This is a genomic window from Streptococcus agalactiae ATCC 13813, from assembly GCF_000186445.1.
Lineage (GTDB): Bacteria > Bacillota > Bacilli > Lactobacillales > Streptococcaceae > Streptococcus > Streptococcus agalactiae.
In genome coordinates this window covers 1469985-1483175 of record NZ_GL636070.1, presented here as the reverse complement: position 1 = coordinate 1483175, position 13191 = coordinate 1469985, and the positions used below count along the sequence as shown (strand labels likewise).

General features: G+C 34.7%; 11 protein-coding genes and 2 pseudogenes. 11 read left to right on the top strand and 2 right to left on the bottom strand.

All coding sequences use genetic code 11. The features are described 5' to 3' along the window. Positions 1–119: pseudogene (locus tag HMPREF9171_RS1000000114270) on the bottom strand (cytochrome O ubiquinol oxidase); the annotation flags it as partial. 217 nt (positions 120–336) lie between these two features. Between HMPREF9171_RS1000000114270 and HMPREF9171_RS106275 the strand changes: the two are divergent. From HMPREF9171_RS106275 to HMPREF9171_RS106285, 3 genes are all read left to right on the top strand, one after another. Beyond that, the gene (locus HMPREF9171_RS106275) at positions 337–993 is read left to right on the top strand and encodes an ABC transporter ATP-binding protein (RefSeq protein WP_000121090.1); all 657 of its coding nucleotides are present in this window, start codon (positions 337–339) and stop codon (positions 991–993) included. Next, positions 990–1763, top strand: coding sequence for an ABC transporter permease (locus HMPREF9171_RS106280; protein ID WP_000011926.1), 774 nt, complete (start codon positions 990–992; stop codon positions 1761–1763). Before HMPREF9171_RS106275 ends, HMPREF9171_RS106280 begins: the two co-directional genes overlap by 4 nt. A gap of 163 nt (positions 1764–1926) precedes the next feature. Beyond that, positions 1927–2718 carry a hypothetical protein gene (locus tag HMPREF9171_RS106285; RefSeq protein ID WP_000601001.1) on the top strand — a complete coding sequence of 264 codons (792 nt, stop codon included), beginning with the start codon at positions 1927–1929 and terminating at the stop codon, positions 2716–2718. A 36-nt stretch (positions 2719–2754) separates the two neighbouring features. Here the strand turns inward: HMPREF9171_RS106285 and HMPREF9171_RS01000000112975 are convergent, their stop codons facing one another. After that, positions 2755–3612: a LysR family transcriptional regulator gene (locus HMPREF9171_RS01000000112975; protein ID WP_050540659.1), complete on the bottom strand. Its 858-nt coding sequence runs from the start codon at positions 3610–3612 to the stop codon at positions 2755–2757. Positions 3613–3713: 101 nt separating this feature from the next. Here HMPREF9171_RS01000000112975 and HMPREF9171_RS106290 point away from each other — a divergent pair. The 8 genes and pseudogenes from HMPREF9171_RS106290 to uxaC all read left to right on the top strand — a co-directional run. Further along, a pseudogene (locus HMPREF9171_RS106290) lies at positions 3714–4661 on the top strand (PTS sugar transporter subunit IIC); the annotation flags it as partial. A gap of 13 nt (positions 4662–4674) precedes the next feature. Then, positions 4675–5667: a D-lactate dehydrogenase gene (locus HMPREF9171_RS106295; protein WP_000770075.1), complete on the top strand. Its 993-nt coding sequence runs from the start codon at positions 4675–4677 to the stop codon at positions 5665–5667. A gap of 206 nt (positions 5668–5873) precedes the next feature. Then, positions 5874–7424, top strand: a complete 1551-nt coding sequence (locus HMPREF9171_RS106300) for an MFS transporter (RefSeq protein ID WP_000416100.1) — start codon at positions 5874–5876, stop codon at positions 7422–7424. Between the two features lie 66 nt (positions 7425–7490). Continuing rightward, the gene (locus HMPREF9171_RS106305; RefSeq protein WP_001062639.1) at positions 7491–8516 is read left to right on the top strand and encodes a sugar kinase; all 1026 of its coding nucleotides are present in this window, start codon (positions 7491–7493) and stop codon (positions 8514–8516) included. 16 nt (positions 8517–8532) lie between these two features. Continuing rightward, the gene (gene uidA / locus HMPREF9171_RS106310) at positions 8533–10332 is read left to right on the top strand and encodes a beta-glucuronidase (RefSeq protein WP_000966718.1); all 1800 of its coding nucleotides are present in this window, start codon (positions 8533–8535) and stop codon (positions 10330–10332) included. Positions 10333–10360: 28 nt separating this feature from the next. Continuing rightward, entirely contained in the window at positions 10361–11032 is a 672-nt protein-coding gene (locus HMPREF9171_RS106315) for a FadR/GntR family transcriptional regulator (RefSeq protein WP_000113632.1), read from the top strand. A gap of 80 nt (positions 11033–11112) precedes the next feature. Continuing rightward, positions 11113–11766 (top strand): bifunctional 4-hydroxy-2-oxoglutarate aldolase/2-dehydro-3-deoxy-phosphogluconate aldolase, encoded by a 654-nt coding sequence (locus HMPREF9171_RS106320; RefSeq protein WP_370443800.1) that lies wholly within the window; start codon positions 11113–11115, stop codon positions 11764–11766. A gap of 16 nt (positions 11767–11782) precedes the next feature. Beyond that, positions 11783–13183: a glucuronate isomerase gene (gene uxaC / locus HMPREF9171_RS106325; protein ID WP_000885300.1), complete on the top strand. Its 1401-nt coding sequence runs from the start codon at positions 11783–11785 to the stop codon at positions 13181–13183. Positions 13184–13191: the final 8 nt, after the last annotated feature.

The window sequence follows — 13191 nt, the reverse complement described above, 5'->3', positions numbered from 1 at the left end:
ACAGCTCCAGTTTCAACGAAAATAACGAGGAGGAGCAATAGATAGGTCCAATTACCAACAGTGTTAGCCATAGCATAGATATGAGTATCAATATGTAAAATAAAATCGATTAAAAACATAGGAGTCTCCTTTATTGATCAACTAAAGTGCAGAGACTTGGATGATAACTATCTTGTTTATAAGGCCTCTTACAAAGCCTATTTTATCAGAAAATTTTTAATAAGAGGTAAAATAAGTTTACTTATTAATTTAGAATTATTCTAAAGAGCTTTTTTTTTGATTTTTATGTCAGACTTAATTATAATGATTATAAATAAGAAGTAAAGGAGCTTAACAATGTCCTATTTAACCTTTAAACACGTTGATTTTAAAACGGATGATAAGTTGGTTTTAAATGATATCAACTTTGCAATTGATGAAGGTGATTTTGTTTCTATTGTAGGACCATCTGGAAGTGGTAAGAGTACTATTTTAAAATTAGCCAGTGGTTTAATGAGTCCTACTGCAGGTCATATTTTCTTTGATGGAAAAGATTTGAACCAATTAGAACCGATTGAAAGTCGAAAAATGATTTCTTACTGTTTTCAAACGCCACATTTATTTGGTAATACAGTGGAAGACAATATTAGTTTTCCTTACCACATTCGACACGAAAAAGTAGATTATAGACGCGTTGATGATTTATTTCAACGTTTTGAAATGGACCAGTCTTACCTGAAACAGGATGTCAAAAAACTATCAGGAGGAGAAAAGCAACGTATTGCTCTGATTAGGCAATTATTGTTTGAACCTAAAGTTTTACTCTTAGATGAAGTTACTTCGGCTTTAGACAATCATAATAAAGCTATTGTTGAAAAGGTTATTAAATCATTACATGACAAAGGAATAACGATTTTGTGGATTACGCATGATGAGGAACAGAGTCGTCGATTTGCCAATAAAGTCTTAAAAGTTGTCAATGGTAGTATTGAAGCAATGGAGGTTATAAAATGAGCGGTGCAAATTCTATTTCTTTAATGTCATTACTAATGGCATCATCATTAGTTTTGATTACTTTATTTTTTTCTTACTGGCAAAAGTTAAACCTAGAAAAAGAAGTGATTATTAGCGCTATCCGAGCAGTGATTCAATTATTAGCAGTGGGGTTTTTGCTAGACTATATATTTGGTTATCAAAATCCTATTTTCACAGCTCTTTTAATGCTATTCATGATTATTAATGCTTCTTATAACGCAGCTAAGCGTGGTAAAGGGATTAATAAAGGGTTTGTTATTTCATTTATAGCTATTGGGTCAGGGACTATAATCACTTTATCTGTCTTGATTTTTTCAGGAATTTTAAAATTTGTTCCGAATCAAATGATTCCTGTAGGTGGTATGATTATTAGTAATTCTATGGTAGCAATCGGTTTGTGCTATAAACAATTATTGTCCGAATTTAGAAGTAAACAAGAGGAAGTAGAGACAAAATTAGCTTTAGGAGCAGATATTTTGCCAGCTTCGATTGATATTATTCGTGATGTTATCAAAACTGGTATGGTACCTACAATTGATTCAGCTAAAACACTTGGGATTGTATCTTTGCCAGGGATGATGACAGGGTTAATTCTTGCTGGAACTTCACCTATCCAAGCGGTTAAATACCAAATGATGGTGACGTTTATGTTATTAGCAACGACTTCGATAGCTTCTTTTGTAGCTACTTATTTGGCTTATAAAATTTTCTTTAATAATCGTAAGCAATTAGTAGTAACAAAAGATTGATTCATTTTAATAAACAGTATGTTAGTCTGGTAAGTATAGTCCAGGCTTTTTTGGTATCTTAATCTTATTTTTGATCGAAAATTGACCAAGTTATTGAGTCAATTACGTTTAAATGCTACTATTTAATAGAAATTGTTATAGGGATTATCAAAAGGAGGAAGAAATGATTTTAAAAATTTGTCGTGCAGCATATAGTTTACAATGGGGAGGTGTTTACCAATTAGCTTTGCTGGATTATCCTCGAATTAAGGCGTTTGAATTGGAAAGGATAGGAGCTTTCATAGCTTACGAGAAACAATATAAAAGAAAAACTGAGATACAATGTGACGATAAACATCTCCTCGCAAAAATTATTTATTTTTTAAAATACAATAGTTTTACTTTTCCCTATATTCCTCAATATAGAGAAGCGGCAGCTACTTTTAATGAGGATGGTATTAGTTTAACTTCTGATTTTTTAAGCCATACATGTACGATTGAAACTGCAAAACTAATTTTTAAAGAAGGTAAAATCTTATCAGCAGTTAAAGCCTTTAATAAGCCTGCTGAAGTACTGGTAAATGATAAGAGGAATGCTGCTGGAGACCCTAAAGATTACTTTGACTATGTGATGTTGAACTGGTCAAATACCAATTCTGGTTATCGTTTAGTAATGGAAAGATTGTTAGGCAAAGCACCATCTGAACAGGAGTTAACAGTAGGTTTTAAGCCAGGGGTCAGCTTTCATTTTACTTATCAAGATATCATCAATCATCCTGCTAAAATTAAAAATCAGCTTTCTTTAGCAGAACATTTAGTTGCGTGTGTTATCCCAAAGCATTATCAAGAAGATTATCAAAGCCTTGTGCCCAATGACTTGAAACACAGAGTTTATTATTTAGATTACTGTAACGAAACACTTTATGAGTGGAATCAAAAAGTTTATGATTTTCTTTGTTATTTGGAAAATAAATAAAACCAAAAAGTTTTAAACTTTTTGGTTTAACTGCTATTAATTGGTCTTTAAAAGACTTAAAAATTCTTCAATCATAGGACTAAACGAAGTATCATTTCGGTAAGCAATACCAATCGGATAAAAATTATTTTTATCCTTAAGTGGGACCCAGCATAAATCTTGAACTTGCCTAATGCTTTCAAATTCACTTGGTAAAATAGTGACTGCATTGAGGTCTTGTAAACTATGAATAAGAACTTCCCAGTCATTATGTTTAAAGACGATATGGGGGTCAAATCCTAAAGCACGACATTTACGAGGCAACATCTCTCCTAGCATATAATGTTCATTGAGTGAGGCAACTTTGTAATCTCTTAAATCATTAAGTTCAATTTCAGGAAGTGTTGCAAGAGGATGCGATTTTGGCATGACAATGCTTACTTTATATCCTTTAGTTGAGGTTTGCAGTGGTTCGATAGTGATATCATTGCGGGTACTTGGAAAGGACAATAAGCCAATATCGATCTTTCCTTTTGCTAACAATTCTTGTAATTTACGGGAACCATCTTGAATCAAAGATATTTCAACATTTGAATGTGTAGCCATAAAAGTTGAAATCTGTTTCATAAATTGAATAGCAAAAAGAGAAGTAAGCCCTACACGGATACCTTCCTTTTTTTCTTGATTTAATTGCTGGATCTCCGTAACCATTTGATTAAAATTAGTCATCAACAATTGTCCTTTCTCATAGAGAATTTCTCCTGCTTCAGTTAAAGCGAGTTGACGACCATTTTGTAAGAATAAAATAGTATTTAATTCTGCTTCTAATTTTTTAATGGATTGTGAAAGTGTAGGTTGGGTTACAAAAAGACTTTTTGCAGCGTGTGAATAATTTTTTGCTTCTGCAACAGCAATAAAGTAAGTTGTCTAATATCCATAATATCTGTCCTTTTTTCTTAGTAATAGTATAGCACAAGTCTATCAATCTGACCTTTATGATTATTTCCACAATAATATTAGTAAAAGCTATACTGCCAATGTGGAGCGGCTTTGCAACTTTAATCGCTGCAACAGCAGTTGCAACAAGTATGATGGGGCTTGTTATTGGTATTATGGTTGGTCTCAATTTTAAATTTAATCCCATTCAATCAGCATCACTAGGATTAGCGGTCATGTTTGCAGGTGGAGCTGCAACCTTCCTTAAAGGCGCTATTATGCTAAAAGGAACAGGCGATATCATTAACATGGGAATTACTGCTGCCTTAGGTGTCCTTTTGATCCAATTTTTATCTGACAAGACGAAATCATTCACTTTGATTGTCATTCCAACAGTAACACTCTTACTAGTTGGAGGAGTAGGTCATGTGTTATTATCTTATGTCAAAATGATTACCACCATGATTGGACAAGGGATTGCTTCATTACTTGGTTTACAACCTGTTTTGATGTCAATTTTAATTGCGATGATTTTCTGTTTCTTGATCGTATCTCCAATCACAACAGTTGGGATTGCTTTGGCAATTAGTTTGTCCGGAATTGGTTCTGGTGCTGCTAATTTAGGTATCTGTGCTGCTAGTTTTGGACTTTGTATGGCTGGGTGGTCAGTCAATTCTAAGGGGACAGCCTTAGCGCATGTTTTAGGGTCTCCTAAGATTTCGATGGCTAATGTATTAGCAAAACCGAAGATTATGCTACCTATGATATCTTCAGCAGCAATACTAGGAATTCTCGGAGCTCTCTTTAATATTCAAGGAACACCAGCTAGTGCAGGTTTTGGTATCAGTGGTTTGATTGGACCGATTAATGCTCTTAATTTAGCAAAAGGTGGATGGTCAGTTATGAATATGTTATTGATAATTATAATATTTGTTGCTGCACCAATTATATTGAATTTTATTTTTAATTACCTCTTTATAAAAGTACTTAAAATTATTGATCCAATGGACTATAAATTAGATATTTAAGGAGATATTAGTGATGAAACTCAAAGTATTTAATGTTAGAGAAGAAGAAGCAACATTAGCACAAGATTGGGCAAACCGAAATCATGTGGAACTTTCTATGAGTGAAGGACCTTTGACATTGGAAACTGTTAATGAGGTAGAAGGTTTTGATGGGATTGCTAATGCACAGATTGGGCCTTTAGATGATGCTATTTATCCTCTTCTCAAAGAAATGGGAATTAAGCAAATCGCTCAGCGCAGTGCTGGTGTCGATATGTATAATCTTGAGTTAGCTAAGCAACATGGTATTATCATTAGCAATGTGCCAAGTTACTCACCGGAGTCTATTGCAGAATTTACAGTGACAATCGCTCTTAACCTTATTCGAAAAGTTGAGCTTATTAGAGCTAATGTTCGTGAACAGAATTTTTCATGGACATTGCCAATTCGAGGACGAGTCCTAGGTAACATGACTGTGGCTATAATAGGAACTGGTCGCATTGGTCTAGCGACTGCTAAAATTTTTAAAGGGTTCGGATGTCGTGTTATTGGTTATGATATTTACCATAATCCAATGGCAGATGGTATCCTTGAGTATGTCAATTCGGTAGAAGAAGCTGTTGAAGAAGCTGATCTTGTGTCCTTACATATGCCACCAACTGCTGAAAATACGCATCTATTTAATTTAGATATGTTTAAACAGTTTAAAAAAGGTGCTATTTTAATGAATATGGCACGTGGAGCATTGGTGGAAACCAAAGATCTTCTTGAGGCTTTAGATCAAGGGCTTTTGGAGGGAGCTGGTATTGATACTTATGAATTTGAGGGGCCATATATACCTAAAAATTGTCAAGGTCAAGACATTTCAGACAAGGATTTCCTAAGACTGATTAATCATCCGAAAGTAATATACACTCCTCATGCGGCTTATTATACAGATGAAGCGGTCAAAAATCTAGTAGAGGGTGCTTTAAATGCTTGTGTAGAAGTGGTTGAAGCGGGAACAACTACTACGAGAGTCAACTAAAAGATGCTTAGGCATCTTTTTTTGTGGGCTAACAAAAACATATGATGATTATGAGCCTTAAAGTAAAAAACATCTTATGTATTTATAGCTTAAAAGTCTTTTTTATAATAAAAAAAGATATTTTTTATAAAAATATTGACAAAACATCAGATGAATAGTATTATTTAATCATAAAAGCGTTTACAAAAAACAAGGAGGGTTCTCTCATGGAGAAAACAATGGATATGGAACAACGTGAAGAAGTTGTATCTTATAACCGAGCGAAAGTATGGCAGTTAGTTATGTTTGCCATGAACAATGCTTCTACAAATATATACTTATTTACGTTTATGTTTGTTACCTATTTCTCAACTGGCGTTCTTGGCTTGGCAGCTATTTTTGTCAGTCAAATTATGGGTTATATCCGTATTTTTGATGGTTTTATTGATCCAGCTATTGGTATTATGATTGATAAAACTGATACAAAATTTGGTAAGTATCGTCCTATTTTGATTATTGGGAACGTTATTACGGCTTTGTCATTGATTTTTCTTCTTGCATTGAGAGGTGTCGATGAAAATATTCGTTTCCCATTATTTATCCTTGTTCTAATTATCCATAAAATTGGATACTCAATGCAACAAACAATAACTAAAGCAGGGCAAACAGCACTGACAAATGACCCTAAGCAACGTCCGATCTTTAATATCGTTGATGCAGTTATGACAACATCATTAATGACAGGCGGTCAGTTTGTCGTTTCAGGTTTCTTAGTACCAAAATTTGGTAATTTTACACCTCAATTCTTCAATGTCCTTATTTTTGGAACAATTCTTATTTCAGCCATTTTAGCAATCGTTGCAATTATTGGGATTTGGGCAAAAGACAGAAAAGAATTCTTTGGTTTAGGAGAGAATACCCAAAAGACTGCTCTAAAAGATTACTGGAAGGTGTTGAAAGGAAATAAACCGCTTCAGATATTATCCATTGCTGCAGCTTTGGTAAAATTTGCCATCCAATTCTTTGGCGATTCCGTTGTTATGGTTCTATTGTTTGGTATTTTATTTGGTAATTATGCTTTATCAGGACAATTCTCACTTCTTTTCATTGTTCCTGGTGTTATTATTAATATTTTGTTCTCAACAATTGCTCGTAAAAAAGGTCTTCGTTTTTCATATGTCAGAGCAATTCAGATCGGTATGATTGGTTTACTTGCTTTTGGTGCAGTTCTTTACGTTGGTAAGCCTGGTGACCTTAGTTTAACAAGCCTAAATCTTTATACTATTTTATTTATCGTTACGAATATTATTGCGAGATACGCTTCACAAGCACCTGCTAGTTTAGTATTGACTATGGGAGCAGATATTTCTGACTATGAAACTTCTGAATCCGGTCGTTATGTATCAGGAATGATTGGAACTATCTTCTCCTTAACAGATTCGATTGCTTCTTCATTTGCTCCTATGGTAGTAGGTTTTGTGTTAGCAGGAATTGGATTTTCAAAATCGTTTCCAACTATCGAAACACCACTGACCCCTGATTTAAAAATGGCAGCTATTAGTCTCCTTGTGGCCATTCCATTTATAGCTTTGTCTATAGCCCTTCTTTTAATGAAATTTTACAAACTAGATAAAGAAGAAATGGTTCGTATTCAAGAGAAGATTCAAGTTATGAAAGCAGCAACTACTAAGGAACGTGCTAAAGATATTGCTCGTAATGTTCCTTTGACAGATATGGATTATGTTGATGTAACAAAATATCCTATTGATAAAGATTAAAAAGTTTAGCTGCTCTTCAATAGAGCAGCTATTTTGTTAAATAAGAGCTACCATTGGAGGATTCTTATGGCAAAAATTATTTCATTAGGTGAGGTTCTTTTGCGATTATCTCCACCTCAATATCACACACTGATGCAGGCTAATCACCTAAAATGCCAATTCGGTGGTTCAGAACTTAATGTCTTAGCAAGCCTTGCTCAACTAGGTCACCATGTAGGATTGGTCTCAGCTTTGCCTGATAATGATTTGGGCATGATGGCAAGACAATTTATATTGTCACAGCAAATTAGTCCAGCTGCTATAATTAAAAAAGAAGGACGACTAGGAATTTATTACTATGAACAAGGATTTTCGGTAAGAACAAATAAGGTTATCTACGATCGTAACTATTCATCTTTTTGGGAAAGTACCTTGAGTGATTATGATTTTACTTCTATTTTTAAGGGAGTGGATTGGTTTCATGTTTCTGGAATTACTCCAGCACTAACCAAGGACTTATATGAGGTGACTCGGTTCCTTATGACAAAAGCTAAAGAAAGAGGTGTAAAAGTATCGATTGATCTCAATTTTCGTGAGAGTTTATGGTCATCTTTTCAAGAGGCGCGTGAGCAATTATCGCCACTATTAGGATTATCAGATGTTTGCTTTGGCTTAGAGCCGATTTATTTAGCTGGCGAAAGTGAAGATTTAAAAGATGAGTTGGGCTTATCCAGACCTTACCTTGATATTGAATTACTTGAAAAGATAACCCAAAAGATTGTTCAAGAATATGGGTTAGACTATATTGCCTTTACTCAAAGGGAAATGGGATATACTAATCAGTATATGTTAAAATCATATTTGTATCATAATAATATGTTATATCAAACTGATAAAACTGGCGTTGAAGTATTAGATCGTGTGGGGACAGGAGATGCCTTTGCTGCAGGTTTAATTCATGCGCTTCTGGAAAAAGAAACTCCTCAAAGGGCCTTAGAAATAGCTATGGCTACATTTAAATACAAACATACCATTCAAGGAGATATCAATATCATGACACGAGATGATATTGCTTACCTCATTGAAAAAGAAACAAATGATATTAAACGATAGTGTAAAAGGAGAGTGTATGTTATATCCATTATTGACAAAAACAAGAAATACTTATGATTTAGGCGGTATTTGGAACTTTAAATTAGGAGAACATAATCCAAACGAATTACTACCTTCAGATGAAGTCATGGTTATCCCGACTTCATTTAATGATTTGATGGTAAGTAAAGAAAAACGTGATTATATAGGTGATTTTTGGTATGAAAAAGTCATTGAAGTACCTAAAGTATCAGAGGATGAAGAGATGGTGCTGCGTTTTGGCTCAGTGACACATCAAGCTAAAATTTATGTTGACGGTGTATTGGTAGGGGAGCATAAGGGAGGTTTTACTCCTTTTGAAGTTCTTGTTCCTGAATGTAAGTACAATAATGAGAAAATTAAGGTATCAATTTGTGCTAATAACGTTTTAGACTATACCACACTTCCGGTCGGAAATTATAGTGAAATCATTCAAGAAGATGGTAGCATTAAGAAAAAAGTACGTGAGAATTTTGATTTCTTCAATTATGCAGGTGTGCATCGTCCTCTTAAGTTGATGATACGTCCTAAAAATCATATTTCTGATATTACAATTACAAGTCGTCTATCAGATGATTTACAGTCAGCAGATTTACATTTTTTAGTTGAGACTAATCAAAAGGTTGACGAAGTTAGAATTAGCGTTTTTGATGAAGATAACAAACTAGTGGGTGAAACGAAGGATAGCAGATTATTTCTTAGTGATGTCCATCTTTGGGAAGTTTTAAATGCCTATCTGTACACAGCGCGTGTTGAAATTTTTGTTGATAATCAACTCCAAGATGTCTATGAGGAAAATTTTGGTCTTAGAGAAATAGAAGTGACAAATGGTCAATTCCTATTGAATCGCAAACCTATTTATTTTAAAGGTTTTGGTAAACATGAAGATACGTTCATTAATGGCAGAGGTTTGAATGAAGCTGCTAACTTAATGGATTTGAATCTTTTGAAGGATATAGGGGCAAACTCTTTTAGAACATCCCATTATCCTTATTCTGAAGAAATGATGCGTTTAGCAGATCGAATGGGAGTGTTAGTGATAGATGAGGTTCCAGCAGTAGGGTTATTTCAAAATTTTAACGCTTCCTTAGATTTGTCACCAAAAGATAATGGTACGTGGAATTTGATGCAAACAAAAGCTGCGCATGAACAAGCTATCCAAGAATTAGTGAAGCGTGATAAAAATCATCCTAGCGTCGTGATGTGGGTAGTCGCTAACGAACCGGCTAGTCATGAAGCGGGAGCACACGATTATTTTGAGCCGTTAGTAAAACTTTATAAAGATTTAGATCCTCAAAAACGTCCTGTCACCTTGGTTAATATTTTAATGGCAACCCCAGATAGAGACCAAGTGATGGACCTGGTTGATGTTGTCTGCCTTAATCGTTACTATGGTTGGTACGTTGACCACGGTGATTTAACAAATGCAGAAGTAGGTCTAAGAAAAGAGTTATTAGAATGGCAAGATAAATTTCCTGACAAACCAATTATCATAACGGAGTATGGCGCTGATACGTTGCCGGGATTACACTCTACTTGGAATATTCCATATACAGAAGAATTTCAATGTGATTTTTATGAAATGAGTCATCGTGTTTTTGATGGTATTCCTAATTTAGTTGGTGAGCAAGTCTGGAACTTTGCAGACTTTGAAACTAATCTGATGATACTTCGTGTACAGGGGAATCACAAAGGTCTCTTTTCAAGGAATCGCCAGCCGAAACAAGTCGTCAAAGAATTTAAAAAACGCTGGATGACTATTCCTCATTACCATAATAAAAAAAATAGTGTAAAATAGGGGTAGTTATTTTAGAAGAGGTGATGATATGGCTAGACCCTTAGTAGAACAAACAGCAGATCGTCTATTGCATTTAATTTTAGAAAGAGAATACCCTGTTGGTGCTAAGCTCCCCAATGAATATGAATTAGCAGAAGATCTAGATGTTGGTCGCAGCACAATCCGAGAAGCAGTCAGAAGTTTAGCAACGCGTAATATTTTAGAAGTCAGACAGGGCTCTGGAACATATATTAGTTCTAAAAAGGGTGTTTCTGAGGATCCATTAGGGTTCTCTCTAATAAAGGACACAGATAGGTTGACATCAGATCTCTTTGAACTACGCCTTTTATTGGAACCTCGAATAGCGGAGCTGGTAGCTTATAGAATTACAGATGATCAGTTACAATTACTCGAAAAGCTTGTTGGAGATATTGAAGATGCTGTTCACGCAGGCGATCCGAAACATTTACTTTTAGACGTGGAATTTCATTCCATGCTAGCTAAATACAGTGGTAATATTGCAATGGATAGCCTTTTGCCAGTCATCAACCAGTCAATTCATCTGATAAATGCGAATTATACAAATCGTCAGATGAAGTCGGATAGTTTAGAAGCACATAGAGAAATTATCAAAGCAATCCGAGAAAAAAATCCAGTAGCTGCACATGATGCTATGCTTATGCATATCATGAGTGTTAGACGTTCAGCATTGAAAGCTTAATATAAAAAGAAAAATAGCTATTTTTGAATAGCTATTTTTTTAGTATTCTTCTTGACAATTCATCAGATGACTTATATAATATAGATAAAGATAACGGTTACATTTTGGGAGGTATTATGTTAAATCAATTGAAAAACAACTATTTCTTCGCTGTTATTCGAGGAAAATCATCTGAGGATGCACTAGAAATCGCAAAGCATGCTATTTTGGGTGGTATTCGGAATATTGAAGTAACTTTTTCGACTCCTGAAGCAAGCAAAGTCATCAAACAATTATCAGATGACTTTAAAAATAATAAAGAAATTATTGTGGGGGCCGGAACGGTTATGACAACTGAACTTGCTAAAGAGGCTATTGATGCTGGAGCTAAATTTTTGGTTAGCCCACACTTTGATTCAGATATTGCTAATTTAGCTAATGAAAACAAGGTTTATTATTTCCCAGGCTGTGCAACGGCAACAGAAATCGTGGTAGCTAGAAAGTATAAATGTCAGATTATAAAGCTTTTTCCAGGTGGAGTTGTGGGTCCAGGTTTTATCAAAGATATTCATGGTCCTATTCCAGATGTTGATTTAATGCCATCAGGTGGCGTCTCTGTTTCAAATGTAGCTGAATGGAGAAAAGCAGGAGCAGTTGCGGTTGGTGTTGGCTCAGCATTATCTAGTAAAGTAGCCACAGAAGGCTATGATAGTGTTACTAAAATAGCTAAACAGTTTGTTTCTGCACTTGATTAGTGAGTAGGAGAAGAATATGGCGTTTAATACTGAAACATTTATGTTAAAAAATCAAGCAGCTTTACAGCTGTATGAAGAGGTCAAGAGACAACCTATTTTTGATTATCATTGCCACTTAGATCCAAAGGACATTTTTGAAGATCGTATTTTTGATAATATTGTGGATTTGTGGCTTGGTGGTGACCACTATAAATGGCGTCTTATGAGGGCTAATGGTATTTCTGAAGCAGAAATTACAGGTCCAGCATCCAACCTTGAGAAATTTAAAGCATTTGCTAGAACACTAGAAAGAGCATACGGTAATCCTGTTTACCATTGGTCTGCTATGGAATTGAAAAATATCTTTGGTGTTAATGAGATTTTGACAGAATCAAATGCTGAGGAAATTTATCATCGTTTAAATCATTTCTTGAAAGAGCATAAAATAAGTCCTAGACGTTTAATTGCAGATAGCAAAGTTATGTTTATTGGTACTACAGACCATCCTCTTGATACCCTCAAGTGGCATAAAAAGTTGGCTGCTGATGAGAGTTTTAAAACAGTTGTTGCTCCGACATTTAGGCCAGATGAAGCTTTTATTGAACATCGACATTTTGTTGATTTTATAACTAAACTGGGTGACATTACTCAAAAAGAGATTACAGATTTTTCAACATTTATAGCAGCAATGGAAGAACGCATTTCGTATTTTGCTCAAAATGGTTGTAGGGCTAGCGATATCAGTTTTACGGAAATCGTCTTTGAACAAACTGATGAATTGGAGTTGAACGATTTATTTAATAAAGTTTGTGAAGGCTATATCCCAAATCAATCAGAAATCAGCAAATGGCAAACAGCTGTTTTTATGGAACTTTGCCGATTATATAAAAAATATGGTTTTGTAACACAGGTGCATTTTGGAGCTTTGAGAAATAATCATTCTACTATTTTTGAAAAATTGGGAGCTGACGTGGGTGTGGATTCACTTGGTGACCAAGTGGCTTTAACTGTTAATATGAACCGTTTATTGGATTCCTTGGTTAAAAAAGATAGTCTGCCTAAAATGATTTGGTATAATCTCAATCCAGCTTACAATATAGCAGTAGCTAACACTTTGGCAAATTTTCAAGCTAACGAACTTGGAGTGAGATCTTACCTTCAATTTGGTGCAGGTTGGTGGTTTGCAGATACTAAATTAGGGATGATTAGTCAAATGAATGCCTTAGCAGAGCAAGGCATGTTGGCGAATTTTATTGGTATGTTAACAGATTCTAGAAGTTTTCTATCTTATCAACGTCATGACTATTTTCGACGTATTTTATGTACCTACTTAGGAGAGTGGATTGAAGAAGGAGAAGTTCCAGAAGATTATCAAGCTTTAGGAAGTATGGCTAAAGACATTGCTTATCAAAATGCAGTTAATTATTTTAAGAACTAAAAAGGAAG